Origin of the sequence: Roseococcus sp. SYP-B2431, from assembly GCF_004336745.1 — a bacterium.
GTDB lineage: Bacteria > Pseudomonadota > Alphaproteobacteria > Acetobacterales > Acetobacteraceae > Roseococcus.
The window spans coordinates 95,914-120,646 of record NZ_SJXD01000030.1 but is presented as its reverse complement, the minus strand read 5'-3'; the positions used below and the strand labels follow the sequence as shown (position 1 = coordinate 120,646).

Annotated in this window: 19 protein-coding genes; 8 read left to right on the top strand and 11 right to left on the bottom strand. The window is 71.5% G+C overall.

All coding sequences use genetic code 11. The annotated features are described in order from the left end of the window. Positions 1–76 precede the first annotated feature (76 nt). Together EJV46_RS21790 and EJV46_RS21785 are read left to right on the top strand one after the other, a co-directional pair. Complete coding sequence (locus tag EJV46_RS21790) at positions 77–1,666, top strand: ABC transporter substrate-binding protein (RefSeq protein WP_131550842.1); 1,590 nt, start codon at positions 77–79, stop codon at positions 1,664–1,666. A gap of 6 nt (positions 1,667–1,672) precedes the next feature. Beyond that, entirely contained in the window at positions 1,673–2,620 is a 948-nt protein-coding gene (locus EJV46_RS21785; RefSeq protein ID WP_131550841.1) for a Na+-dependent transporter, read from the top strand. On the opposite strand, the gene EJV46_RS21780 is transcribed toward EJV46_RS21785, so the two are convergent. The 3 genes from EJV46_RS21780 to EJV46_RS21770 form a co-directional block, all read right to left on the bottom strand. Next, positions 2,608–3,510: a CehA/McbA family metallohydrolase gene (locus EJV46_RS21780; protein ID WP_131550840.1), complete on the bottom strand. Its 903-nt coding sequence runs from the start codon at positions 3,508–3,510 to the stop codon at positions 2,608–2,610. The genes EJV46_RS21785 and EJV46_RS21780 overlap by 13 nt on opposite strands. Continuing rightward, entirely contained in the window at positions 3,510–5,525 is a 2,016-nt protein-coding gene (locus EJV46_RS21775) for a TRAP transporter fused permease subunit (protein ID WP_131550839.1), read from the bottom strand. Before EJV46_RS21775 ends, EJV46_RS21780 begins: the two co-directional genes overlap by 1 nt. An 81-nt stretch (positions 5,526–5,606) precedes the next feature. Further along, complete coding sequence (locus EJV46_RS21770; RefSeq protein ID WP_131550838.1) at positions 5,607–6,581, bottom strand: TAXI family TRAP transporter solute-binding subunit; 975 nt, start codon at positions 6,579–6,581, stop codon at positions 5,607–5,609. A 180-nt stretch (positions 6,582–6,761) separates the two neighbouring features. Between EJV46_RS21770 and EJV46_RS21765 the strand changes: the two genes are divergently transcribed. Beyond that, positions 6,762–7,745, top strand: coding sequence for a cyclase family protein (locus EJV46_RS21765; RefSeq protein ID WP_165585677.1), 984 nt, complete (start codon positions 6,762–6,764; stop codon positions 7,743–7,745). 131 nt (positions 7,746–7,876) lie between these two features. Beyond that, positions 7,877–8,803, top strand: coding sequence for an FkbM family methyltransferase (locus EJV46_RS21760; RefSeq protein ID WP_165585676.1), 927 nt, complete (start codon positions 7,877–7,879; stop codon positions 8,801–8,803). 28 nt (positions 8,804–8,831) lie between these two features. Here the strand turns inward: EJV46_RS21760 and EJV46_RS21755 are convergent, their stop codons facing one another. After that, on the bottom strand, positions 8,832–10,085 hold the full coding sequence (locus EJV46_RS21755; protein ID WP_131550835.1) for an MFS transporter: 1,254 nt from the start codon (positions 10,083–10,085) through the stop codon (positions 8,832–8,834). A gap of 155 nt (positions 10,086–10,240) precedes the next feature. Next, a complete protein-coding gene (locus EJV46_RS21750) occupies positions 10,241–14,923 on the bottom strand; it encodes an NAD-glutamate dehydrogenase domain-containing protein (protein ID WP_131550834.1) in 4,683 nt (1,560 codons plus the stop codon). 97 nt (positions 14,924–15,020) lie between these two features. Here EJV46_RS21750 and EJV46_RS21745 point away from each other — a divergent pair, with 97 nt between their 5' ends. From EJV46_RS21745 to EJV46_RS21730, 4 genes are read left to right on the top strand one after another with little or no spacing between them, the layout of a single operon-like run. Next, complete coding sequence (locus EJV46_RS21745; RefSeq protein ID WP_131550833.1) at positions 15,021–16,250, top strand: cupin domain-containing protein; 1,230 nt, start codon at positions 15,021–15,023, stop codon at positions 16,248–16,250. An 11-nt stretch (positions 16,251–16,261) separates the two neighbouring features. Continuing rightward, positions 16,262–16,675, top strand: a complete 414-nt coding sequence (locus EJV46_RS21740; RefSeq protein ID WP_165585675.1) for an OmpA family protein — start codon at positions 16,262–16,264, stop codon at positions 16,673–16,675. Between the two features lie 20 nt (positions 16,676–16,695). After that, the gene (locus EJV46_RS21735; RefSeq protein WP_131550831.1) at positions 16,696–17,862 is read left to right on the top strand and encodes a hypothetical protein; all 1,167 of its coding nucleotides are present in this window, start codon (positions 16,696–16,698) and stop codon (positions 17,860–17,862) included. A 2-nt stretch (positions 17,863–17,864) separates the two neighbouring features. After that, positions 17,865–18,584, top strand: coding sequence for an enoyl-CoA hydratase/isomerase family protein (locus EJV46_RS21730; protein ID WP_131550830.1), 720 nt, complete (start codon positions 17,865–17,867; stop codon positions 18,582–18,584). 33 nt (positions 18,585–18,617) lie between these two features. Here the strand turns inward: EJV46_RS21730 and EJV46_RS21725 are convergent, their stop codons facing one another. The 6 genes from EJV46_RS21725 to EJV46_RS21700 all read right to left on the bottom strand — a co-directional run bounded on the left by EJV46_RS21725 (position 18,618) and on the right by EJV46_RS21700 (position 24,657). Then, on the bottom strand, positions 18,618–19,604 hold the full coding sequence (locus tag EJV46_RS21725) for a tripartite tricarboxylate transporter substrate binding protein (RefSeq protein ID WP_131550829.1): 987 nt from the start codon (positions 19,602–19,604) through the stop codon (positions 18,618–18,620). A gap of 56 nt (positions 19,605–19,660) precedes the next feature. Then, positions 19,661–20,647 carry a tripartite tricarboxylate transporter substrate binding protein gene (locus EJV46_RS21720; protein WP_131550828.1) on the bottom strand — a complete coding sequence of 329 codons (987 nt, stop codon included), beginning with the start codon at positions 20,645–20,647 and terminating at the stop codon, positions 19,661–19,663. Positions 20,648–20,727: 80 nt separating this feature from the next. Further along, the gene (locus EJV46_RS21715) at positions 20,728–22,176 is read right to left on the bottom strand and encodes an amidohydrolase family protein (RefSeq protein WP_131550827.1); all 1,449 of its coding nucleotides are present in this window, start codon (positions 22,174–22,176) and stop codon (positions 20,728–20,730) included. Between the two features lie 10 nt (positions 22,177–22,186). After that, complete coding sequence (locus EJV46_RS21710) at positions 22,187–23,233, bottom strand: endo-1,4-beta-xylanase (protein WP_165585674.1); 1,047 nt, start codon at positions 23,231–23,233, stop codon at positions 22,187–22,189. Positions 23,234–23,292: 59 nt separating this feature from the next. Next, positions 23,293–24,141, bottom strand: a complete 849-nt coding sequence (locus EJV46_RS21705) for an acyl-ACP desaturase (RefSeq protein WP_131550825.1) — start codon at positions 24,139–24,141, stop codon at positions 23,293–23,295. A 105-nt stretch (positions 24,142–24,246) separates the two neighbouring features. Then, complete coding sequence (locus tag EJV46_RS21700) at positions 24,247–24,657, bottom strand: F0F1 ATP synthase subunit epsilon (RefSeq protein WP_131550824.1); 411 nt, start codon at positions 24,655–24,657, stop codon at positions 24,247–24,249. Between the last annotated feature and the right edge of the window lie 76 nt (positions 24,658–24,733).

Here is a 24,733-nt window from a genome sequence, read left to right as displayed (position 1 = left end):
TATAGTGGAAGATCGGGCGGATTGCGACATCCTCTCTCGCAGGACACTCTCGCGGCGTTTTCCAGCGGAGGTCCGGATGTGGTGTCGTAATGTTCTGGCGGCAGTGGCGGTCGCGTCGGGGCTGTCCGGCGCGGCCCTGGCCCAGTCGCCGCAGCGGATTTTCCGCGCCGCCACCAGCGTGGACGCGGCGACGCTCGACCCGCATGCGAACAACGCCGTCTTCACCTATCTGGTCGTAAGCCAGGTCTACGAGCCGCTGACCATCCGGGGCGACGACCTCAAGGTCCAGCCGGGCCTCGCCACCTCCTGGGAGCAGGTCGAGCCCACGCGCTGGCGCTTCCGCCTCCGCCAGGGCGTCCGTTTCGCCGGCGGCGAGAGCTTCGAGGCGGATGACGTCGTCTTCAGCATCCAGCGGGCCCTGGCTCAGACCAGCAACTACGGCATCTACGTGGACACGGTGGCGAGCGCCGTCGCGGTGGACGGGCTGACGGTCGATATCGTCACCCGCGTCCCCGATCCCGTGATCCCCGACAAGATGACGCGGATCCTCATCATGGATCGCGGCTGGAGCGAGGCGAACCGCAGCGCGGTGCCGCAGAACTTCGCCCAGCGCGAGGAGCTTCCGGCCTCGCGCGCGGCCAATGGCACCGGCCCCTTCATCATCCGCTCGCGCGAGATCGATCAGCGCACCGTCATGGTGCGCAACCCGAACTGGTGGGGCACGGCGGCCGGCGCGGCGCCGCAGGGCAACGTGACCGAGTACCACCACATCACCCTGACCAGCGACGCGACCCGCGTGGCCGCGCTGCTCTCGGGCGAGGTGGACTTCGTCCATGTACTGCCCGTGCAGGACGTGGCGCGCATCCGCGCCAATCCCCGCCTGCGCATCCTGGAGGGCCAGGAGAACCGCACCGTCTTCGTGGGCTTCCGCCAGGACATCGACGCCCTGGCCGGCAGCGACGTGACCGACCGCAATCCCTTTCGCGACCTGCGCGTGCGGCAGGCGGTGGCCCATGCCATCGACGTCCAGACCCTGCGCCGGACGACGCTGCGCGGGCAGGCCGTGCCCACGGGCAGCATGTGGACGCAGTTCGTGAACGGCTGGGACCAGTCGACCGACGCGCGCCTGCCCTTCGACCGCGCCCGCGCGCGCGCCTTGCTGGCCGAGGCCGGCTATCCGCAGGGCTTCTCGGTCCCGATGGACTGCCCGGTCGGCACCTATGACGAGACCTGCCAGGCCATCTCGGCCATGCTGGCCAATGTCGGGATCCGGGTCGCGCTCAACCTGAATTCGAGCGCCATCTACACGCAGCGCTCCCGCCGGCGGGAGACGATGTTCTACGTCCAGACCTGGGGCGTGCCGACCTTCGATGCAAGCTACACGCTGCGCGCCGTCATGGCCTCGCGCGAGATCGGGGGGCCCAGCACCTGGAACTTCGGCGGCTGGTCCAATGCCGGGTTCGACGCGCTGATCCCGCGCATCGACGGCGAGGCCGATCCGGCCGCCCGGCGCGCGCTGATCGTCGAGGCGCACAGGATCCACAATGCGGATGTCGGGCACCTGCCGCTCTACCACATGATGATCCCCTGGGCGCACCGGCAGGGCGTGGCGATGCGCCACCGCGCGGACAACCAGTTCCAGGTGCGCGAGATCCGCGTGGAGTAGCCGGCCATGCGCGCCCTGGCCTGGCTTGGCCGGCAGGGCCCGCGGGCCATGGGCGTGATCGTGCTGATCGGCGTCGCCGTCCCGCCGCTCGGTCGGGTGCTGCGGCCCTACCTTGCCGAGGCGGTCTTCCTGCTCCTGGTCCTCGCCTTCCTGCGCGTGGACACGGCGCGGTTGCGCGGGCACCTGCGCCGGCCGGGGCTGATCCTGGCGGCGACGGCCTGGACCGCGCTGGCCGTGCCGCTGCTGTTTCTCGGCGCGGCGAGCGTCGCCGGGGTCCGGCAGGCGGCGCCGGGCCTGTTCCTCGGCCTGATGCTCCAGGGGCTGGCCTCGCCGATGATGGCCGCGCCGTCGCTCGCGGCATTGATGGGCCTCGACGCGACGCTCGTGCTCGTCACGCTGGTGACGGGGACGGTCATGGTGCCCCTGGTGGCGGCGGGCTTCGCCCAACTCTTCCTCGGCGATGCGCTGGCCATCCCGCCCGTCGCGCTGGGGGCGAAGCTCGCCTTCATGCTGGCCGGCTCGTTCCTGGTCGCGGCGGCCCTGCGCCGGCTGCTCGGCGCCGCGGCCCTTTCACGGCAGGGGGATGCGATCAACGGCATCAACACCCTCCTCCTGCTGGTCTTCGTCTCGGCCGTGCTGGGCGACGTGGCCTCGATCGCCTGGGCGGACCCCTGGACCTGCGCCGGGCTGCTGGCGCTGGGCTTCGCCGTCTTCGCGGGTCTGCTGGCCGGAACGGCCTTCGTCTTCCGCGGCGCGGGGCGCGTTCCGTCCCTGTCGCTGGCCGTCATGGCCTCGCAGCGCAACATGGGGCTGATGTTCGCGGCCACCGCGGGCCAGCTGCCCGCGACGGCCTGGACCTATTTCGCCCTCTGCCAGTTCCCGATCTACCTCTCGCCGCTGCTGCTGCCGCCCGTGCTCCGGCGGCTCGGCCTCGACGCGGCTCAGAACCAGTAGGGGTTGGACCAGGCTTTCCGGCCCGCGGAGTCGATCACCACCACGCGGGCGAAGCCGCCGGCCCGCAGCCTCGGCTCCAGCCCCAGGGTGACGCGGGTCTGGCCGGGCGCGACGGACTGCTTGGCGCAGGAGCCGAGCCCCAGGACCATGACGGCGGAGGCGGGCGAGCAGGTGATCTCCACGCGCTCCTCGCCCCAGGCGAGGCTTTCGATGGCCGGGCCTTGCGTCGCGTAGAAATGGCCGGCCTTCAGCGCCGCCAGCAGCGCCTCCGGCTCGTTGGCCCGCGCCTTCGCCATGAGCCATCCGCCGAACCAGTCGGGGCTTTCGAAATGCGCGTCGTCCGCCGCGATCACGTTGATCCGGCGGCCCTCGGCGAGGAGCTGGTCCACCAGGTAGGTCCCGTCGCCGCGGTCGGTGCGGACGGCGCTGGTGTGGTTGTAGATCTCCACCGCATGCGCGCCCGGGATGGTGGCGGCGTCCGCCGCGGTCAGCGCATACCAGCCGGGATGCGGGATGGCGACGAAGGCGCCCGCGTCCAGGCAGCGCTGCGCGAGCTCCGGCCCCGTTTCGCCCTCCGCGGTGTGCGGGAAATCGAGCGGCAGACCGACCGCCAGGATGTGCCAGGTCTCGCCCAGTGCCGTCGCCGGCGCATGCACCTCGGCGCCGAGGATGGTCGTGAAGGCATCGGTCCGGAACCCGCGCGTGTCGACGATCGGGAAGCCGTACTTCGCCAGGAAGTGGTCGGTGATGGCGAGGAAGTCGTACCCGCCCTCGCGATAGGCGGCGCAGACCTCCTCGGGGCTGCGCCTTCCGTCCGTGGCGTCGGAATGGGTGTGGATGTTCCCCTTCCAGAAACGCCCCGGAGCCGCGAAGGCCGGATCGGCCCGCATCACGCCAGCGCCGGCCCGCGCCTGTTGCGCAGGAACTGCACGACCAGCAGCGCCAAGCCCAGGGCGATGCCGATCAGATGCGGGACCGGGATCGCATCGCCGAAGGCGGCCTCGAAGATGGCCGGGAAGATCATCAGCAGGCCGGCCAGCGCCATGCCCCAGCGCTCGGCCTGGCTCAGCCGCGTGATGCCGAAGCCCTGGGTGGCCGAGGACAGCGCGGCGAGGCCGAGCGTCGCCAGCACCGTCTGCCAGGCCACGTCGAGCCAGGTCATGCCGGGCTTGAGGCTCAGCAGCAGGCCCACGCCGTCGGGATCGGTGACGAAGACGAAGGGCAGCAGGAAGGCCGGCAGCGTGTACTTCCAGGCCATCAGCGTCGTCTTGTAGGGGCCGGCGCGGGTGATGGCCGCCGCTGCGAAGGGGCTGAGCGCCGTCGGGGGCGAGACCTCGCTCAGCACCGCGTAGTAGAAGACGAACATATGCGCCGCGTAGTCGGGCACGCCGAGCTTCATCAGCGCCGGCGCGGCCACGACCGCGCAGATGATGTAGCTGGCCGTCACCGGCACCGCGAGGCCGACCACCCAGACGATCAGCGCCGTGTAGACGGCAGTGATGACGAGGCTGCCGCCCGCCGCCTGGATGGCGATGTCGGAGAATTTCAGCCCGAGGCCGGTCAGCGTGATGCAGCCCACGATGATGCCGGCGCTGGCGCAGGTCGCCGCGATGCTGAGCGCCTGCTCGGAGCCGGCCGCCAGCGTGCGGATCAGCTTGCGCGGCCAGAGCGCATGCTCCTTCGAAAGGAAGGACAGGGCGATGGCCAGCATCATGGCGTAGAGGACGGACAGCGTCGCCGAATAGCCGACCGCCATGAAGGCCACGATCGCGATCAGGCTGCTGAAATGGTACCAGCCCTTGCGGAACAGCACGCCCACGGGCTCGACGTCGATCTTGCTGTCCTCGATGCCGCCGCGGGCGTGGCGGATGCGGCGCTGGTCGAGTTCCACCATGAAGAGCAGCGAGGCGTAGAAGAGGCAGGTCGGGATCACCGCCATCAGCAGCACGTCGAGATAGCTGATCTTCAGGTATTCGGCGATAAGGAAGGCGGCCGCGCCCATGATGGGCGGCGAGATGATGGCGCCGAGGCCGCCGGCCGCGAGCAGGCCGCCCGCGTCATGCGCCGTGTAGCCGACCCGCTTCATCATCGGCCAGGCGACGGTGCCGATGGTGACCGTCGTCGCCACGCCCGAGCCGGAGGGCCCGCCGAGCAGGAAGGCCGAGAGCACCACGGTGCGGCCCGCGCTGGAGGACTTGGCGCCGGTTGCCGCGAAGGAGAAGTCGACGAAGTACTTGCCCGCGCCGGTGGAGGCGAGGATGGCGCCGTAGATGGTGAAGAGGATGATGAGCGTCGCGCTCACATCCACCGCCGTGCCGTAGATGCCCTCCAGCGTGATGGCGATGTGGGGGACCAGCCGCTCGGCGTCGTAGCCGCGATGGGTCCAGGGCTCGGGGAAGTGGTTTCCGAAGAAGGCGTAGAGCAGGAAGCAGATGGCGATCACGGGCATGATCCAGCCCGTGCAGCGCCGCGTGACCTCCAGCACCAGGGCGATCAGCATCCAGCCGACGACGATGTCCATCGGCTCGGGGAAGATGATGCGGTCCTGCAGGTCGTCGCCGCCGGAGATCAGGTACCAGGTGACGTAGATGCCGGCCGCGACCAGCGCCCAATCCCAGGGCGGGAAGCGGTCGCGGAAGCGGGCCATGGACGGGAAGAGCATGAAGCCCAGCACCATGGTGAAGCCGACATGCGCGAAGCGCAGCACCGTCGTCGGCACGATGTCCCAGGCCGCCCAGAGGTGGAACAGCGACATGGCGAGCGCGATGCCCACCGCCACCTGGCCGAGCAGGCCGGGGAGGCGGTTCATCGCGCCTTCCTCGGCCTCGATCAGCGCGGAGACCCGTTTCGTGGTCTCGGCGTCCATCGTGGCGGGATCGATATCGGGCGGCAGGGTGCTGGACATCGGCATATTTCTTCCAAACGCAAGCGGCCGGGCAACGAGCCCGGCCGGCAGGTCATTCATTCGCGGACGAGGCGCAGGGCCTCAGCCCATGGTCGCGCCCTTGGCCTTCCAGAAGGCCTCGGCCGCGGAATGCCAGGGCACGCCGGCGGCGGCGGTCTTCTGCTGCTCGAGCGTGAAGTCCCGCGCGGCGGAGTGGACGCGGGCCCAGTCCTCGCGGTTGTCCCAGAGGATGTTCAGGATCTGCGTCACCAGCTGGGGCGAGGTGTCCTCGCGCACGCCCAGGATATTGGCGACGGAGAGCTGCTGGTTCGGCGCGGTCTGGCCCGGATAGGTGTTCGCGGGGATGGTCTCCGCGAAATAGACCGGCCCGTGCTCGCGCACGATGTTCGCCAGCGCCTCGGCGTGATCGACCATCACGAGCGTGGTGCCCGGCGTGGCGCCGAGATCGGTGATGGCGCTGGTGGGAATGCCCGAGACGAAGAAGTAGGCGTCGATCTTGCCGTCACGGATGGCATTGGTGCTCTCGGCGGGCGAAAGCCGCTCCACGCCGCGGAAATCCTTGGCGATGTCGAGGCCCGCGGCCGCGATGAGGCGCCGGGCGAAGAGCTCGGTGGCCGAGGCCGGGGCGCCGGTGGAGATGCGCTTGCCCTTCATGTCCGCCATGGAGCGGATGTTGCGGTCCGCCGTCGTCACCACCTGCATGCGGTTGGTGTAGAGCACGGCGATGGCGCGGGTCGGCACCACGCGGCCCCGGAAGGGGCCGGCGCCGCGGACGCTGTCCACGGCGGCATCGACCTGACCGAAGACCAGCTGCGCGCGGCCGGCGCCGAGGAGCTGGAAGTTCGCCGTCGAGCCGGCGGTCACCTCGGCCGTCGCAGAGACGCCGGGGATGCCGCGGGTGAGATAGTTCGCGAGCGCCCCGCCGAGCGGATAATAGACGCCGCCGGTCGTGCCGGTGGCGATGGCGATCTGTTGAGGGGTCTGGGCCAAGACGGCCGGCGCGGCCAGGAGGCCGAGGCCGGCGCCGAGCGCAGCGCGACGCGTGATCTGATCCATGAAGCGTTTCTCCTCGTGCGAGTTTTCTCGCATTTGGGATGACCGGAATCGACAACCCAGGTCAAGGGGCTAGCGGATAATGCCGGCCTTTGTCTTGCTGATTTCCTTCCTGTCGGTAATGTTCCGGCGCGGCATCGGCCGCTCATCAACGATAAAAATGGAGGGACTCCCATGAGGGGAATGTCACGACGGGCGCTGTTCGGAGCCTGCATGGCCTGCGGCTCCGCGCATCTCGGATTGACGGCCACGCCCGCCCAGGCGCAGCCCGCGCAGCAACCCTGGTCGCCGCCGCCCGCCTCGGCGCGTTGCCCGAGCCGCTGGGGCCCGAACGACCGGCGCGGCAGCATGAATCTCCTGACGCCGGCCCGCATGCGCGACGCCGCCGCCATGATCCGCGAGGGCCGCAAGATCGAGATCGGGCATATGCTGTCGCAAAGCATGCCCTTCTTCGGCACGCGCCGCTTCGACGTGCACCTCAAACAAACCTTCATGAACCCCCAGGCCAATCGCCGCGGCTCCAACGAGGAGCTGGTAGTGGGTGAGATGGCGCAGATCGGCACGCAGTTCGACGGCTTTCCGCACCAGACCATCGGAGACGAGAGCTACAACTGCGTGAACGTCCCCTCGATCATGTCGCGGGGCGGCTTCACCGAGATGGGCATCGAGACCGTCGGCACCATCATGACCCGGGGCGTGCTGATCGACGTCGCCGGCCTGAAGGGCGTCCAGACCCTGCCCGACACCTACGAGATCACGCCCGAGGATCTGCAGCAGGCCTTGTCGCGCCAGCGCGTGGAACTGCGCGAGGGCGACGCGATGATCATCAACACCGGCTGGGGCCATCTCTGGGGCCGCGAGAACGCGCGTTACGTGGCGGGCTGCCCCGGCATCGGCGTGGCCGCGGCGGAATGGCTCATCCAGCGCAACCCGCTGCTGATGGGCGCCGACAACTGGCCGGTGGAATGCGCGCCGTCCAAGACCATGCCGAACGCCTCGCTGCCCGTGCACCAGATCGCGCTGGTGGTAAACGGCGTGCACCTGCTGGAGAACATGAAGCTGGACGAGCTGGTGGCCGCCAACCGGAGCGAGTTCTGCTTCGTCATGCAGCCGCTGCGCATGCAGGGTTTCACCGGCAGCACGGTGGCGCCCGCCGCGCTGTTCTGAGCGGCCCGCCCCGCGGCGGCGGTTCTGCCGCGGGGCGCTTCATGCTTAAAGCGCGATGACCGAAGGCGCGAAGGCGCCTCGGATCTGGAATCACGCGCTCGAGCCGGATGGCGGAGCATGACGGGACGCGCATGAGCCGCCTGAAACTTCCCCTGCCGCCCCGGCTCCTGGCCCGCGCCGTCGGGGCGGCCGTCCGCGACTGGTACGGCAGGCTGATCCGCCTCCCGGAACGGCCCCGTGCCTCGCATGTCCGCCTGGACCGGCTGCTGCCGCACCGGCGCAACGTCACCGCCGACGAGATCCGGGCGCTCTGCCTCGCCGTGCCCTATGGCGACGACACGGTGCTCTGCCGCGTGCTCGGCCGCTTCAAGCTGTTCGCGGATGCCCGCGACCGCACGCTCTCGCCCTATCTGATCCTGGACGGCGCCTGGGAATTGTTCGTCACCGAAGCGGTGGTGTCGCGGCTCCGGCCGGGCATGACCGTCTTCGATGCCGGGGCGAACCTCGGCTATTTCACCCTGCTGATGGCCGCGTTGGTGGGGCCGGCGGGCCGCGTCCATGCGGCGGAGCCCAACCCGCGCCTGGCCATGCTCCTCCGGCAATCGGTGGCGGCAAACAATTTCGACGGCCGCGTGACGGTCCATCAGAGCCCGCTGGGCGCGGCGCCCGGCGCGGAGGTGATCCTGCGGGTTCCGGACGGACGGCCGATGAACGGCCATGTCGTGTCCGGTTCCGGGCCGGCGGCCATGCCGGTCCAGAGCGTGGACGAGATCATCGGCGACGGGCCGCTCGATGCGGTCAAGATCGACGTCGAGGGGGCCGAATGGGATGTCTGGCAGGGTATGGAGAAGGTGCTCGCCCGGGGGCAGCCAATGACCGTGTTCCTCGAGTTCAACCGGCACCGGCTGGCCGATGCCGGCGCCTTACTCGACAGCATCGCGCGGCACGGCTTCTCGCTGGCCTGGATCCATCCGAAGCACGGCATCCTGCCGATCGACCGCGCGACGATCCTGGCGCGCGAGGGCGTAGAGGACTGGATGCTGCTGTTGTCGCGCTAACGGGGGGCCGCGGGGGCCGAGGCCCTCCTCAGGGCTGTTCGCGCGGCGGCGGCACGCTGGTCAGGATCGCGGCGCCCACGGCCAACATCACCAGCACCACCATCATCCCGGCGCGTTGGCTGGAGGTCGCGGCCGTGACCATCGCCAGCAGGGCCGGGCCCAGGAAGCCTGTCGCGCGGCCCGAGAAGGCGAAGAGGCCGAAATAGGCCGTCACCTCCCCCGGCGGCGCCAGATGCGCCATCAGGCTGCGGCTCGCGGCCTGGGAGGGGCCGAAGAACAGGCCCAGCATCACGCCCAGGATCCAGAAGACGGTCTTGCTCTCCACGAGCAGCATGCCCCCGCCGAGCGCCATGAGCGCGATCAGCGCGACGAGCACTGTGCGCTTGGCGCCCAGCCGCTCCTCGACCCAGCCGCCGCCGAAGGCGCCGATGCCGCCGCTCACGTTGAGCGCGATGCCGAAGAGCAGGATCTCCTCGAAGCCCATCCGATGGACGCCCGCCGCGAAGACCGCGCCGAAGGCGAAGAGGACGTTCAGCCCGTCGGTGTAGAAGAGCCGCGCGAGCATGAAGCGCAGGATCGCCGGGTGGCGCGGCAGGCCGCGCAGCAGCCGCAGCAGCTCGGCGAAGCCGTGCATCGCGGCCAGGCCCCAGGGCCGCCGCTCCGCCGCTCCCTCCGGCACGAAGACCAGCACGGGCCAGCCGAAGAGCAGCAGCCAGGCCGCCACCACCAGCGCCGTCGCGCGCACATGCTCGGCCCGGGCGCGGTCCAGGCCGAAATGCGCGGGGTCCGGCTGCACCAGCAGCGCCAGGCACAGCACGAGACAGGCGAGGCCGCCGGCATAGCCCAGCGCCCAGCCGATCCCCGAGATGCGGCCGAGGCGCGCGCGCGTCGTCACATCCGGCAGCGTGGCGTTGTAGAAGACCGTGCCCAGCTCGAAGAACAGCGTGCCCAGCGCGACGCAGAGCAGCGCCCAGAGGGCATAGGCCGGCTGCGGCTCGGCGAACCAGATCCCGGCCGTGAAGAAGGCGGTCAGCAGCGTGCTGGCGAGCAGCATGGCGCGCCGCCGCCCGCCCGCATCGGCGATGGCGCCGAGCAGCGGCGAGAGCAGCCCGATCGACAGTCCCACCAGGGCCTGCATCCAGCCCCACATCACCTGGCCGGTCACCGGGTCGGGCGCGATGCCCTTGGTGAAATAGGCGGCGATGACGAAGGTGGAGACGACCGTCGGAAAGGCGGAGTTCGCCCAGTCATAGCTGGCCCAGGCCCATTCGCGCCGCGTCATGCCGTTCCCCTTTCGGCCTTCCGACCCTGGATGGGTGCGAGCCTAGAGCGCGATCCGATTCGGCGGTATCGCCGAACGGCGGATCGCCCTCTCAGTTCCGGAGCCCCGGAAAGCGTCGGCCCGTCAGGGAACGGCGGCGCTCGGGAATGGCGCGGTCAGCCCGGCGCCACGGTCGCCAGCGCGCGCGCCGCCACCGTCACCGCGGCGAAGTCGCCCGCCGACGCCGCCTCGCGCACCAGCCTGCGGACGGCCTCCACCGCCGGCCCGTCCTCCGAACCGCCGGCAAGACGCGCCGCCGCGAGCCGCGATTGCGTGTGGCGCAGATCGGCCAGCAGGGCGGCCCGCGCCCGGTCGCCGTAGAGGCCAGGGACCGGCATGCGCCGCGCCGCCTCGGCCAGGGCGTCGATATGGAAGGCGGCCCCCGTCCCGGTCCAGGCGCCCGCGGCCTCCGCCGGCGCTGCGCCGCTGTCCAGGGCGAGCTGCACGATGGACGGGGCCGAGGCCAGCCGGGCGGCCGCGGCGACGAAGCCGCCGAGATCGCCGGGCAGGCCGGAGGCATCGTCCGCCTGGTCCGCCATCTCGCCGGCGGCGAGGGCCGCGATGCCCTCGCCGAGCGTCGCGATCGCTGATTGCAGCCCGGCCCTGGCGGGCGCCATGAGCTCCACGGCCGCGGCCTCCAGCAGCACGCGCAGCGTGGATTGCGCGGCGAGGCGGGGTTCGGCGGGCGCCTGCTCGGCTTGCTCGAAGCGCGCCTCGAGACCGAAGAGCTCCGAGGCCAGCCAGACGGCACCCACCACCTCGGCCGGCTCCGCCTCCGCCACGAGCCGCGCCAGGCCGGCGCAGCCCAGCCGGTTCGCCACCATGTTCGCGAGCGCGGTCGCGATCAGGTCGCGCCGCAGCCGGTGGCGCGCCACGAACTTCGCGAAGCGCTCCTCGCGCAGTGCGGTGGGGAAGTAGTCGTTCAGCAGCGGCGCGAAGGCGGGATCGTCGGGCAGGGCGCTCTCGATCACCGCCTCGCCCAGCCAGAGCTTGGCGAAGGGCAGCAGGGCGGCGACCTCCGGCCGGGTCAGCCCCTCGCCGCGCGCGGCGCGCGTCTTCAGCGCCGCCTCGTCCGGCAGGCCGGCCAGGGCGCGGTCGAGCAGCCCCTCCTGCTCCAGCCGCGTCATCAGCGCGCCCTGCGCTCCGAGCGCCGCGGCGCCCGCGCGCACTTCCAGCGAGACGGCGACCGATTGCAGCCCGTTGTCGCGCAGGACGAGCGCGGCGACCTCGTCGGTCATGCTCACCAGCAGCTCGTCGCGCTGCTTGCGGGTCATCAGCCCCTCGGCCTCGGCATCGGCCAGCAGGATCTTGATGTTCACCTCGTGGTCCGAGGTGCTGACGCCGGCGGAATTGTCCAGCGCGTCGGTGTTGATGCGGGTGTGGTTGCGCGCCGCCTCGATGCGGCCGGCCTGGGTGACGCCGAGATTGGCTCCTTCGCCCACCACCTTCGCGCGGATCTCGCGGCCGTCGATGCGGATGGCGTCGTTGGCGCGGTCGCCGGCCTCGGCCTGGCTCTCCGTGCTGGCCTTCACATAGGTGCCGATGCCGCCGAAGTAGAGCAGGTCCGCCTCCATGCGAAGGATGGCCTGCAGGACGGCCGCGGGCTCGGCGCGGTCGGCCTTGAGGCCGAGCATCGTCTGCGCCTCCGGGCTCAGCGGGATCGTCTTGAGGTTGCGCGGGAAGACGCCGCCGCCCTGGCTGATCAGCCGCGCGTCGTAATCCGCCCAGGAGGATCGGGGCAGGGCGAAGAGGCGCTCGCGCTCGGCGTAGCTGGCGGCCGGATCGGGATCCGGGTCGAGGAAGACGTGGCGATGGTCGAACGCCGCGCGCAGCCTGGTCTGCTTCGAGATCAGCAGCCCGTTGCCGAAGACGTCGCCCGACATGTCGCCCACGCCGGCCATGGTGAAGGGCGCGTCGTGGATCGAGCGGCCCAGCGTCTCCACGAAGTGCCGCTCGATCATCACCCAGGCGCCGCGCGCGGTGATGCCCATGCCCTTGTGGTCGTAGCCGGCCGAGCCGCCCGAGGCGAAGGCGTCGTCCAGCCAGAAGTGGTACTCGGCCGAGAGCCCGTTGGCGATGTCGCTGAAGGTGGCCGTGCCCTTGTCGGCCGCCGCGACGATATAGGGGTCGTCGCCGTCGCGGCGGACGATGTCCGGCGCCGTGACCACCTCCGTGCCGCGCAGATTGTCGGCCAGGTCGAGCATGCCGCGCACCAGCGTGCGGTAGGCGGCGATGCCGGTGGCCTGGAAGGCCTCGCGCTCGGTCGGAATGGCGCCCTTGAGCACGAAGCCGCCCTTCGCGCCCGTGGGCACGATGACGACGTTCTTCAGCCGCTGCGCCTTCATCAGGCCCAGGATCTCGGTGCGGAAATCCTCGCGCCGATCGGACCAGCGGATGCCGCCGCGCGCGACCGGGCCGGCGCGCAGGTGGCAGCCCTCCATGCTCGCGTTGTGCACGAAGATCTCGCGCCAGGGCCGCGGCATCGGCATGTCGCCCGCCAGCGCGGAGTCCAGCTTGAAGGCGATGTAGCTCTTCTTTTGATAGAAATTCGTGCGCAGCATCGCGTCGAGCATCTTGCGCATGCGCTGCAGGATGCGGTCGGTGTCGGGATCGGCGACCTTGTCCAGCATCGCCGTCCAGGCTTCGTCGAGTTCCGCCTCGTTGCGGTCCGCAGGCGCCCGATGGTCGGAGGGCCAGGGCCGGAGAGCTGAATCGGCCGCCCCGGCAAGCCCCGGGTCGAAGCGCCGGTGGAACAGGTCCACGAGCAGGCGCGCGGCCTCCGGCGTCGCGGCCAGGGCCGCCGCCACGCTCTCCTGCGCGAAAGGCAGGCCGACCTGCTTCAGCCAGCGGTACATGGCCCGGACCAGCCAGCATTCGCGCCAGTCCAGGCCCGCGCGCAGCACGAGCCGGTTGAAGCCGTCCGCCTCGATCTCGCCGGCGATGAGCGTCTCCAGCGCATCCAGCAGCAGCGGCTCCCGCTCGGGCAGGATCTCGCAGCCGGCATCGACGGCGAAGGCGTGCAGCGAGACCTCGGCCACGCCATGCGGCGTCAGCTTGTAGGGCACCTCCTCGATGGCGCGGAGATCCAGGCTCTCGAAGAGCGGCAGCGCATCGGCCAGCGCGAGCGCGCCGCCGGGCACGGCGAGCCGCAGCACGAGGCGGCGCGGGCCCTCGCCCGGCGGAACGATCACCGCGGCCTCGGTGCGGCCGCTGGCCAGCGCCGTCTCGGCCAAGGCGAGGTCGCCCGCCGCCTGGGCGACGCTCTCGCTCTCGCGATAGCTCGGGGGGAAGGCATCGCGCCATTGCGCCATCACGGCTTCGGCCGCCGCCTCGCCGCGCTCCTCGGCCAGGACCTCGCCCAGCCTGTCGCCGAAGCCGCGCGCGGCCTGCGTCACCGCGGCGTCGAGCGCGGCGCGGTCCGGCGTGACGGGCCGGGCGGGATCGGTGCCGATGATGTAGTGGATGCGCGCGAGCGGGCTGTCGCCCAGCGCGATGTAGAAGGCCGAGAGCCGGCCGCCATGGGCCCGCGCCAGCAGCTCGCCCACGCGCCCGCGAAGCTGGGAATCGAAGCTCTCGCGCGGCAGCCAGGCGAGGACCGAGACGAAGCGGCCGAAGGGGTCGGGCCGGATGTAGAGCGCCGGCCGCGGGCGGATCGACAGGTCCAGCGCCATGCGGGCGCCGTCCAGGATCTCGGCCTCGCTGGCCTGGAAGAGCTCGTCGCGCGGCCAGGTGTCCATGATGTTGCGCAGCGCGCGCCCGTCATGGCTGTCCGGGGCGACGCCGGCCGCCTCCAGAATCCGCTCCACCTTGCCGCGCAGCAGCGGGATGGAGCGCGGGTTGCGGTTGTAGGCGCCGGCCGCGAAGAGGCCGAGGAAGAGCCGCACCCCCGTCACGCGGCCGCCCTCCATGATCCGGGTCGCGATCACGTCGGCATGCTGCGGCCGGTGCACGGTGCTGCGCATATTGGCCTTGGCCACGGTGATCGGCGCGTGGTCGATCAGGGCGGCGCGGATGCGCGGATTGAGCGCGGGCAGGTTCGCCAGCGCGTCGAAGACCGGGACCTTGGGGTCGCGCAGCAGGCCGAGATTCTCCTCGGTGACGATGCGCGCGCCCTCGCCTTCCAGCTCGAAGCGGCGATGGCCGAGCAGGACGAAGTTCTCGCCCCGCATCCAGGCCAGGAACTCGCGGGATTCGCCGTCGTCGGCGATCTCCGTTTCGGCCTTGTCGAGCAGCGCGATCATCGCGTCGAAATCGCCGGTGGCGGCGCGCACGTCGCCCAGCGCGCGGCGCAGCGCGGCCTCGACGTCGGGCCAGCTGCCGGGGTGCATGCCGGGCAGCAGGTTGCCCGCGCTGGCGCCGATGGTGACGCGCATCAGGCTCTCGCGCAGCGGGCCCTCGCCCAGCGCGGTCAGCGCGCCGGCGCCGTCGCGCGTCATGGCCAGGATGGGGTGCAGATACTCCTTCACCACCCGGCCCTGCCGGGTCAGGGCGCCGAGCACGCTGTCCACCAGGAAGGGCATGTCGTCGGTGACGATCTCGGCGATCCCGTTGGCGCCGCGGCCGGAGGCGGGCGGCAGCAGGCGCAGCTTCACCTCGCCAGGCGCCCGCCGGGCCGCCAGCGCGGCGAGGGAGGCGGCGGCCTCGCCCAGGGATTCCGGGGAGCGGCCGGCCAGCTCGGCCACGGGGAGCCCCGCGAAGAGCCGGGGCAGCAGGGCGGCGGGAAGGGCCTGGAGGCCGGCCGAGGCGGCGCGGAGCACCTCCTCCCGCACCGGGTCGGTGGGCAGCGGAGCTTCGGGCATCGGCGTCCTCTCCTTAGTCCTTGAGCGGCACTCTCCGCCCCCCGAGGTAGTTGGTGCAAGCGTGGCGTGGGCCAAGGTCCTGCGCTAGCATGCTTCGATGACGATGACGCTCGCCCAGCTCCTGGCTCCCATGAGCGTGGAGCAGTTCTTCGCCGAGTACCACGACAAGCAGCCCCTTCACCTGAAGGGCGATGCGGCGAAGTTCGCCTCCGTGCTGTCCTGGCGGCAGATCAACCGCCTGATGGACATGACCCATGCCTGGACCAGCCAGTCCATGATGGTCGTGCTGGACGGCAAGCCCGTCCCGGCGGAGCAGTACTGCGCCCGCGCCCCGGGGCGCGACACCAATGCCCAGCTCATGCAGCCGGTGACCGACCGGGTCCGCGAATGGATCGCCAAGGGCGCCAGCCTGGTCCTGAACGACGTGGACAGCCTGACGCCGGGCCTCGCCTCCGTCTCCTCGGCCATCGAGGACGCCGGGCTCGGGAAGGCGCAGGCGAACGTCTACATCTCCTGGCAGAGCCACAAGGCCTTCCACGCCCATTACGACACGCACGACGTCTGGGCCGTCCAGGTCGAGGGCGAGAAGAGCTGGAACATCTGGGAGGGCCGGGCCGAGTGGCCGATCAGCCACCCCGTCTTCCGCTCGCAGGCCCAGGAGCATCACGAGCAGGCCAAGGGCAAGCTCCGCGCCAAGATCCTGCTCAAGGCGGGCGACCTGCTCTACCTGCCGCGCGGCTGGTACCACGATGCCCTGGCCGAGGCGCCGGCGAGCGTCCATGTGGCCTATGGCGCGCATGCGCCCGTCGGGATCGACCTCATGACCATCCTGGGCGAGCGCGTGCTCTACGATGCCGCCTTCCGCCAGCCTCTGCCGCGGCAGGATGGAACCGCGGCCGCCCGCTTCGCGTTGACGCAGCGCGCGGGCCAGCTCGGCGCGCGCCTGGCAGAATTGTGCAAGGATCCCAAGGTGATGGAAGTGCTCGAGCGCTTCGTGGCCGACTACCGCTTCCAGCGGGGCGGCAACGACCTGCTGGCCTGGCGGGGCATGGCGCCCCCCGCGGCCGGGGGGGCCGGGGATCCGGGCGAGACCAGCGCCTTCCGGGTCGTGGCCGGGGGCGCGAAGCCTGTCCGGCGGGGGGCCGACTGGGTGCTGAAGACCGCGACGGGCGCCATCGCGCTCACCCCCGGCGAGGCCGAGGCCGCGCAATGGGTGCTGGCCCGGCCGGACGTGACGGAGGCCGAGCTGCTGACGGCCCATCCGCAGGCGGACGCTCCGGCCCTGCTGGCCAAGCTTCGCGACGCCGCCCTGCTGGTGGCCACGTGAGGCGCCTGGCCTTGGCCCTCCCGCTGGTCCTGGCGGCGCTGCCCGCCGAGGCGCAGGTGCGGGAATTCTCCTGCGTGGGCGTCGAGCGGCTGTCCGAGGACGTCGCCACCGTCACCTTCGCGCGCAATGCCGACCGCGTAGGACGCGAGGCCGCCGGCGTGCTGCAGCCGCTCGCCGAGCTGGCCCGTGCCACGCAGGAGCGGAACTTCTGCGTGCTCGGCTACGCCTCCGCCGGCGAGGGTGGCGCGCAGACGGCCGCACGCCTCGCCGCCCGCCGCGCCCGGGCCGTGGGGCTGGAGCTCTCGAAGATGGGCGTGGAGCGCGACCGCATCCGCGCCGAGGCGCGCACCCGCGGCTTCGCCACGGCCAGCGCGGGGGTGGACCGCCGGCCCGGCGCGCGGATCGTGCTGCTGCCGCTTCCCTAGAGACCGTCCTGAGGATGCCCATGCTGCGTCTGCTTCTCGCCCTGACCCTCCTGGCCGGGCCGGCTCTCGCCCAGAAGGCCGGCCCGGCCCCCGCGCCGCCCGCGCCCTCCGGCAAGTCCGGCCCTTCCGCGCCCACCCCGGGCCCGGGGCGACCCGGCCAGGCGAACCGGGAGATCCTCCTGCGCAACAACTCGCAGAGCGCGCTGCGCGAGGTCTATCTCTGGGAGGGCGCTGCAAGCGCGCGCAGCCAGGGCCCCGACCGGCTGGGCGCCGACATGGTGGCCGCTGGCCGGACCTACCGGCTCAACCTCGGCCGGGTGGGCTGCCAGATGCGGCTCCGCGCCGTCTTCGAGGACGGCAGCGCCGAGGCGCGGCCGGTCGATGTCTGCCAGACGCGCGAGCTGGTGCTGGACGACAGCAACACCCGCCCCGTCGACATCACCAACAACACCGATGCCGAGCTGATGCAGCTCTACCTCGCCCGGCCCGACGCCGCCGGGCCGGACCGGCTCGGCTCCGCCACCGTGCCCGCCAATGACAGCTTCCGCATCCGCCTGCGCGGCGAGACCGGCTGCGAGTTCGAGGCGCGCGCCGTCTTCCGAGGAAGCCGCGAGGCCGTCCGCCAGCCGGTGAACCTCTGCACCACGCCCAGCATCGCCTTCGGCGACCCTGCGGTGCCGCTGCGCGAGATCACCGTCGCGAACCGCAGCCGCCGCGTGATGCGCGAGCTCTATGCGGCGGCGGGCACGGGCGCCTGGGGCCCCGACCGCCTCGGCTCCGCCGTGCTCGCCCCCGGCCAGAGCATCCTGCTGCGCACGCGGAGCCAGGAGTGCCGCGTCAGGCTGCGCGCCGTCTTCGCCGACAACCGCGCGCTCGAGCAGACCGACGTGGACCTCTGCGGCGGACAGCCCGTCACCTTCTCGACGGCGCGGCGCGTGACGCTGGTGCAGAACCACGCGCGGCCCGTGCGGGAGGCCTATCTCTCCGACATCGCCGACAGCGACTGGGGCGCCAATCTGCTGGCCGCGCCGCTGCCGAACGGCCAGCGCCGCGAGATCGGCACGGATGGAGGCTGCCGGGCCGACCTGCGCATCGTCTTCGACAACGGCAATGCCGAGGAGGCGCGCAACATCGACATCTGCGCGCGGACGGAGATCGAGCTCAAGCCTGGCTGGGTGGCGGAATAGCCATGTCCATAAAGGCCGAGCGCGACGGCGCCGTCGCGACCTTGTGGCTGGACCGGCCGGAGCGCGGCAACGCCCTGGGCGCCGGGATCGTGGACGCCTTGTCGCTCGCCTTCGACGCGGCGATGGAGGCCGGCGTGCGGCTGATCGTGCTGCGCGGCTCCGGGAAGCACTTCTGCACGGGGCTCGACCTCGGCGACCTGGACGCCATCAGCGACGGCGACCTCGCGCTGCGCATCCTGCGGATCGAGCTGCTGCTGCAGAAGGTGCATGGCGCGCCGGTCACGACGATGGCCATCGGCAATGGCCGCATCTTCGGAGCGGGCGCGGACCTCTTCGCCGCCTGCGACCATCGCGTGGCGCTGGAGGAGGCGCGGTTCAGCTTCCCGGGCCCGGCCTTCGGCCTCGTGCTCGGCACGGCGCGGCTCGCCGCGCTGGTCGGGGATTCGAAGACGCGGGCGCTGCTGCTCAGTGGGGAGCCGGTGGATGCGCCGGCAGCCCTGGCGCTGGGCCTCGCGACGGCGATCGGCTCCCCGGACGAGGCGGTCGCCGCCGCGGCGCGCGATGCGGAACGGCTGGAGCCGGCGACGGTCGCGATGCTGCATGGACGCACGCGACGCGCGGATGACGACGGCGACCTCGCGGCGCTGGCACGGTCCCTGGCACGGCCGGGCCTGGTGCAGCGGGTGAAGGACTATCGCGCGAGGATGCTGGCGGCCCGCTGAGCTGCGCCGGCGGGCCAGCGGCGGCGGCCGGGCTCACCCGGCCTCGACCTGGAGCCCCTCGCGCTGCACCACGTCGGCCCATTTCCGGGCCTCCGCCGCGACGAAATCGGCAAAGGCCTCGGGGCTGAGCTTCAGCGGCACGCCGCCCAGCTCCGCGAAGCGGCGCTGGGTGTCGGGCAGGTCGAGCCAGGCATTCACCTCGGCATTGATCGCCTGAACCATGGCATTCGTCATCCCGGCCGGGCCGAAGATGCCGAACCAGGTGTTCACTTCATAATTCGCCAGCTCCGGCAGGGTCTCCCGCATGGCCGGCACCTCAGGCAGCTGCGTGCTGCGCCCCTGGCTGGTGACCGCGAGCGCGCGCACGCGGCCGGCCCGGATGTGCTCGATGACGCCGGTCAGGTTGTCGATGAGGAAGTTCACGTTGCCGGCCAGCAGGTCCACCTGGGCCGGACCCGAGCCGCGGAAGGGCACGTGGATGGCCTCAGCGTTCAGCATCTGCAGCATGAGCACGGGCGAGAGGTGGGTGGATTGTCCCACCCCCGTCGAAGCGTAGCTGATCCGGCCCGGCTGCGCGCGGATCAGCGCCGCGAGCTCCGCCACGTTGCGCGCGGGAACGCCGTTGTTCACGACCAGCACGTTGGGGCCGGTGATCGTGCCGGCGATGGGCAGCACCTGCTCGGGCCGGTATTGCAGGTTGCGGACCAGCGAATAGGCGATGGCCTGCGGGCCGATATTGCCCGACATGATCGTGGTGCCGTCGGGCCGCGAGCGCACCATCTCCAGCGTGCAGATGGTGCCGCCGGCGCCGGCGCGGTTTTCCGCCACCACCGAGACGCCCCAGCGCGCCTGGAGCCGCGGCGAGAGGAGGCGCGCCATGATGTCGGTGGTGCCGCCGGGCGCGGCCGCCACCAGCAGGCGGACCTGCTGGGTCGGCTTCCACTCCTGCGCCCCGGCGGTCAGGAGCGGTGTGGCGGAGAGCGGCAGGGCCAGGGCGGCCCTGCGGGACAGGTTCGGCATGAAGTCTCGTCCTCCCGGTTCTTATGGTTCCCGGGAGGATGGCGGCTTTTCGCCGCTCAGGACACATCCATCTGCAGGCCCTCGCGCTGGATCACGCCGCGCCACTTCGCGATCTCGTTGTTCACGAAGGTCGCGAACTGGTCGGGCGTGCCCCAGAGCGAGACGCTGCCGATCTGCGCGACGCGCGCCTTGAAGCCATCGGACTCGGCCAGGATGCGCATCTGCTCGTTCAGCGCCTGCACCGCGGCCGGCGGCGTCCCCGCCTTGTAGAACTTGCCGAACCAGGTGTTCACCTCGAACTCGCCCAGCTGCGGCATGGTCTCGCGCAGGGCCGGCACGTCCGGCAGCTGCGGGTTGCGCTCGGCGGAGGTGACGGCCAGCGCCCGCACCCGCCCGCCGCGGATCTGCTCGATGCCGCTCGAGAGGTTGTCGAACATGTACTGGATATTACCCGCCACCAGCTCGATCGCGGCCGGGCCCGCGCCGCGGAAGGGCACATGGATGCCCTGGGTGCCGGTGAGCTGGCTGAACCAGACCGAGGTGAGGTGCCCGCTCTGCCCGATGCCGGGCGAGCCGTAGGACAGCTTGCCCGGATTGGCCTTCAGATGCGCCACCAGCTCGGCCACGTTGTTGGCCGGGATCGAGGGATTGACCACCAGCACATTGGGCCCTCGCACGCTGCCGGCCACGGGGATCACCATGTCCGGCCGGAAGGGATAGTTGCGATAGAGCGAATAGCCGATGCCCTGCGGCCCGATGTTGCCCGAGAGGATGGTGTGGCCATCGGCCGGCGCGCGCAGGAATTCCTGCGTGCCGATGATACCGCCCGCGCCACCGCGATTCTCGACCACTGCCGTCTGGCCCCAGGCGGAGGTGAGGTGCTGGCCCAGCAGCCGCGCCATCATGTCGGCCGTCCCGCCGGCCGCCGCCGGGCAGATGATGCGGACCTGCTGGGTCGGGCGCCAGTCGGCCGCCCGGGCAGAGGTGATGGCGGGGGCCGCGAGCGGCAGCGCGAGCGCGGCGCGGCGTGTGAACTTGGTCATTCCTGGACTCCTGTGCTTTTCCAGCGTTGGGCCCAGGATAGCGGGAAACCGCGGCCCGGAAAGGGCCGGGCGCGGCCGGCTCAGCCCAGCGCGAGGCTGAGCGGCGAGATCGCGTCCCCGTCCCGCCCGCGATAGTCCCGCCCCACGGAATCGCGCAGCATCCGCGCCTGGGATTCGGCGAGGATCCCGGCGGCCTCGGCGGTGTCGAGCCTTGTCGGGCGGCCATCCGCCCAGATGGTCTCGCCCCCGACCAGCACGCGCTTCACCGCGCGGTCCGCCGCGTGGAAGACCAGCGAGCGCAACGGGTCGCGCGGCGGCGACATCAGGGGATGCGCGAGGTCCACCAGCGCCAGGTCGGCCGTGGCGCCCACGGCGAGCCGCCCGAGGTCGCTCCGCCCCAACGCCTTGGCGCCGCCCACCGTCGCCGCGTGATAGACGCTGGCCGTGCTGCCGGCCGCCAGGTCGCGCGCGGCGTTGCGGGCGAGGATGATCGCCAGCCGCATCTCCTCGATGAGGTTGTGCGGCGCGCAATCCGTGCCGAGGCCGATGTTGATTCCCCGGGCGCGGTAGCGGCCAAAGTTCTTCAGATGCTCGCCGTAGCGCGCGAAGGGCGAGGGGCAATGCGCGACGGTGGCGCCGCGCTCAGCCATCAGCGGCACGTCGATCGCCGTATGCCAGCCGATCGAGGCGTGCTCGTCCACGAAGATCGCGTGGCCCAGGATGCTGCGGGGCGTCAGCAGCCCGATCTCGGCGGCCCATTGGATGGGCGTGATGCCGTGGCGGCGGATCATCTCGCGCACCTCCACCACGGCCTGGGCGATATGCGTGGTGAAGGGGCGGCCGGTCTCCTCGGCGAGGGCGATGCTCTCGCGCAGCATCTCCTCCTCCACCGTGTCGATCTGCGCGGGGAAGACGATGCCGGAGAGGCGGCCGGAATTGTCCGCCTCCGCCTCGGCCATGAGCCTGCGGGCGGCGTCGAACTGGGTGCGGGCGTTCTCCCGGTTCCACATCCAGGTGACGGTCTGCGGCGCGGACATGCCCCAGCGCGCGGCGGCATAGCCCGGGCCGGCCCAGCAGCGCAGGCCGCTCTCGGCCATGATGCCGAGCCATTCCGGAAAGGGCGGCGAGAGGTCCACCACGCTCGTCACGCCGGCCGACATGAGCTCGGCATAGGCGAGCCGCATGGCCGCGGCCTGGCCCTGCGGGTCGAGGCGAAAGCCCTGCGAGCGCTCGAAGAGCCCGGTCATGTCCTGCTCGGGGACGCCGTGATCCTCGCGCACGCCGCGATAGGCGGGCTCGGTCGTCGGGTGGGTGTGGATGTTCACGAGCCCGGGCATGACGAGCAGCCGCCGCCCGTCCACCACCTCGGCGCCCGCCGGCGGCGCCGCTTCGGGATCGTGCGGCCCAATGGCGGCGACGCGCCCGTCGCGCAGCAGGACGTCGAGGTCGCGGCCATAGACGTGGCACGCCGCCGCCTCGTCCCAGAGCACGCCCCAGGCGGCGTTGCGGATCAGCAGGGGCAGGGTCATCGCGGGCGCCTCAGGAGGAGAAGATCTGCGCCAGCCTCGCCCGCAACGCCTTGGGGCGCAACTCGGAATCATAGGGATGCCCACGGGTTGCCTGGCCGTCGCGCCGTGCCACGCCGGGATCGGAGAGCAGCCAGGAATCGCGGTCTGTCATGCCCCAGACGAGGAAGGTCCGCGCACCCCCGTCACGCGACGCCTGGAGGAAGGCGCCCGCATACTCGGCCACGGCCGCGTCCCGTGCCTCCAGGGTGGGCGCCAGCACGTCCGGCTCGCGGACATCCATCTCGGTGATCAGCACGGCGAGGCCCATGCCCCGCAGCGCCGTCAAAAACTCCACGAAGGGTTCGGCCCGGAAGGGCTCGCGCATCTGCAGGTGGCCCTGGATGCCGACGGCGTCGAGCGGGCAGTTGCGGTCCAGCAGCCCGCGCACCACGCGCAGCAGCCGCTCACGCTTCATCTGCGCCCAGGGCGTGTCGGAATAGACGCCGAACTCGTTGAAGGTCAGCCGCAGCGTCGGATCGGCCTGGCGGGCGATGCGCAGCGCGCGCTCGACATAGCCGGGGCCGAGCGCGCTCAGCCAGGGCGAGGGCCGCAGGTCGCCGGTCGTGGGGCTGGGGTTGTCGCCGCCGGGCGGCGCCGAGATCACCTCGTTCACCACGTCCCAGTCGCGGATCGACGCGCGTGTCTCGCCCAGCACCGTGACGATGTGGGTTTCCAGGATTTGCTGCGCCTGGGCCTGGCCCTCCTGCAAGGCGGGCGCGAGCCAGGCCGGCATGGCCTCGTGCCAGAGCAGCGCATGGCCGCGCACCCGCTGGCGGTTGGCCTGGGCGAAGCGCAGCACGGCGCGCAGCGGCCCGAATTCGAAGCGGCCGCGCTCGGGCTGGAGGACGTCCCACTTCCCCTCCCATTCCGGCACCAGCAGCTCGGCCTCGCGCGCGACCAGCGTGGAGAGCAGGGGATCGGACTCCAGCTTCTCGCTGCGGACGGCGGTGCCGAAGGTGAGGCTGCGCGCCAGGGCCAGATCGCGAAGGCCAGGGCCGGCGGCGGGGCCTTGGGCCACGGCCGTGCATCCGAGGGGAAGCGTGCCGGCGAGGCCGAGGACCGCGCGACGCCGCATGCTCAGGCGGCTTGCCGGATCGGGTTGCCCTGGCTGGACAGCATTCTGAAGAACTTGTCCCGCTTCCAGCAGAGCAGCCGCCAGCCGAGTCGGGCGGAAAGATAGGCGATCCGGCCATGCGGATTGAGGCCCACCGACTTGAAGATCATGCTCGTGCTCCGCTCGATGTGGCGGAAGCGGTAGTAGTTCATCGCACGGCCCATATAGCCGGCGGAACAGCGGTTGTGCTCGTAGGCGACACCCGGGCCGTCATTGCTGCAATGGAAGGCGAAGGCGAGCTCGTCGTCCTCGCTCTCGCCGATCCGCCCGAGGGCGACGCGCAGGCGCTTGGCGACGGAAAGCTTCTCGCGCGCCAGGTAGCGCTTCATATGGTCGTAGAAGAGCTTGAAGTGCCGGTACTCGTCGGCGGCGATGAGGCGGCAGATCTCCTTCAGGACCGGCTCGTCCGAGGCCTCGCCGAGCGCGGTGTAGTAGCTGGAGGTGCCGGTCTCGACCATGCAGCGGGCGATGAGCTCGCCCGTGAGGGAGCCGCGCAGCGACGCATCCGCCTTCACGTCGATGGTGTAGCCCGCCCGGTACTTCTCGAAGGACGCCATGTAGTCGAATTCGGGATCGGCCAGACTCGCCCAGCGGCCCAGCGCATCGCCGTGCTGGACCTCCTCGACGGCCCAGTTGTCGGCCGCGCGGGCGAAGTCGGGATCGTCCCGGAAGACGCTCTTGAGGTAGAGGGCATAGTCGTCGCCGTTGCGCTCGACCATGGCGGCGGCCTTGACGAGGGGCACGACCTCGGGATCAACCTTGGAGGGGTCGAAGCGGTCCCAGGCCACCTGCTCTAGCGTCCAGTGCTTCATGCCACCAACTCGGGGGAGCGGGATTCAGGCCGCGGGCCGATTCGGCCCCCGGCGGTCACGACCCCTTGCCCCGCCTGGCAGAGATGCGGGAAGAAGATTGGAATTTCAAGCGGCTTCGGCGGAATCGAGCATGGCCCGCATGGCGAGCAGCTTCGCCATGGCCGCGTCGCGACGCTCGGGCGTCTCCGTCGTGGCGGCGTTGTAGGCCGCGTCCGCCTCGGCGATGCGGCGCTCCGCCTCGGCCTTGGACAGCTCGGCGACCGGCGTGGCCTCGTCGGCCAGGACGGTGACGCGCTCCGGGGTGACCTCGGCGAAGCCGCCGGCGACGAAGAGGCGCTCGACATCCCTGCCGCCCTCGATCACGCGGATGACGCCGCCGCGCAGGGCCACGATCATCGGCGCATGGCCGGGCAGCACGCCCATCTCGCCCTCGGCGGCGGGGATGACGACCATCTCCACCTGACGGGAGAGGAGCAGCTTTTCCGGCGAGACCAGTTCGAGCTGGAAGGTGGCCATGCGAATTCCCCGTCACCCTGCGACCAGCAGGACATTCCCGCCAATCGCCGACTTCACATCCATCCGGCCGCGAATG

Bases quoted from the DNA above. Each gene is read 5' to 3' on its own strand.
- EJV46_RS21765 (WP_165585677.1), top strand. From the start codon at position 6,762: ATGTCACGACGGGCGCTGTTCGGAGCCTGCATGGCCTGCGGCTCCGCG.
- EJV46_RS21745 (WP_131550833.1), top strand. From the start codon at position 15,021: ATGACGATGACGCTCGCCCAGCTCCTGGCTCCCATGAGCGTGGAGCAG.
- EJV46_RS21725 (WP_131550829.1), bottom strand. From the start codon at position 19,604: ATGCCGAACCTGTCCCGCAGGGCCGCCCTGGCCCTGCCGCTCTCCGCC.
- EJV46_RS21700 (WP_131550824.1), bottom strand. From the start codon at position 24,657: ATGGCCACCTTCCAGCTCGAACTGGTCTCGCCGGAAAAGCTGCTCCTC.
- EJV46_RS21705 (WP_131550825.1), bottom strand. From the start codon at position 24,141: ATGAAGCACTGGACGCTAGAGCAGGTGGCCTGGGACCGCTTCGACCCC.
- EJV46_RS21720 (WP_131550828.1), bottom strand. From the start codon at position 20,647: ATGACCAAGTTCACACGCCGCGCCGCGCTCGCGCTGCCGCTCGCGGCC.
- EJV46_RS21760 (WP_165585676.1), top strand. From the start codon at position 7,877: ATGAGCCGCCTGAAACTTCCCCTGCCGCCCCGGCTCCTGGCCCGCGCC.
- EJV46_RS21715 (WP_131550827.1), bottom strand. From the start codon at position 22,176: ATGACCCTGCCCCTGCTGATCCGCAACGCCGCCTGGGGCGTGCTCTGG.
- EJV46_RS21770 (WP_131550838.1), bottom strand. From the start codon at position 6,581: ATGGATCAGATCACGCGTCGCGCTGCGCTCGGCGCCGGCCTCGGCCTC.
- EJV46_RS21735 (WP_131550831.1), top strand. From the start codon at position 16,696: ATGCTGCGTCTGCTTCTCGCCCTGACCCTCCTGGCCGGGCCGGCTCTC.
- EJV46_RS21730 (WP_131550830.1), top strand. From the start codon at position 17,865: ATGTCCATAAAGGCCGAGCGCGACGGCGCCGTCGCGACCTTGTGGCTG.
- EJV46_RS21750 (WP_131550834.1), bottom strand. From the start codon at position 14,923: ATGCCCGAAGCTCCGCTGCCCACCGACCCGGTGCGGGAGGAGGTGCTC.
- EJV46_RS21775 (WP_131550839.1), bottom strand. From the start codon at position 5,525: ATGTCCAGCACCCTGCCGCCCGATATCGATCCCGCCACGATGGACGCC.
- EJV46_RS21785 (WP_131550841.1), top strand. From the start codon at position 1,673: ATGCGCGCCCTGGCCTGGCTTGGCCGGCAGGGCCCGCGGGCCATGGGC.
- EJV46_RS21790 (WP_131550842.1), top strand. From the start codon at position 77: ATGTGGTGTCGTAATGTTCTGGCGGCAGTGGCGGTCGCGTCGGGGCTG.
- EJV46_RS21755 (WP_131550835.1), bottom strand. From the start codon at position 10,085: ATGACGCGGCGCGAATGGGCCTGGGCCAGCTATGACTGGGCGAACTCC.
- EJV46_RS21780 (WP_131550840.1), bottom strand. From the start codon at position 3,510: ATGCGGGCCGATCCGGCCTTCGCGGCTCCGGGGCGTTTCTGGAAGGGG.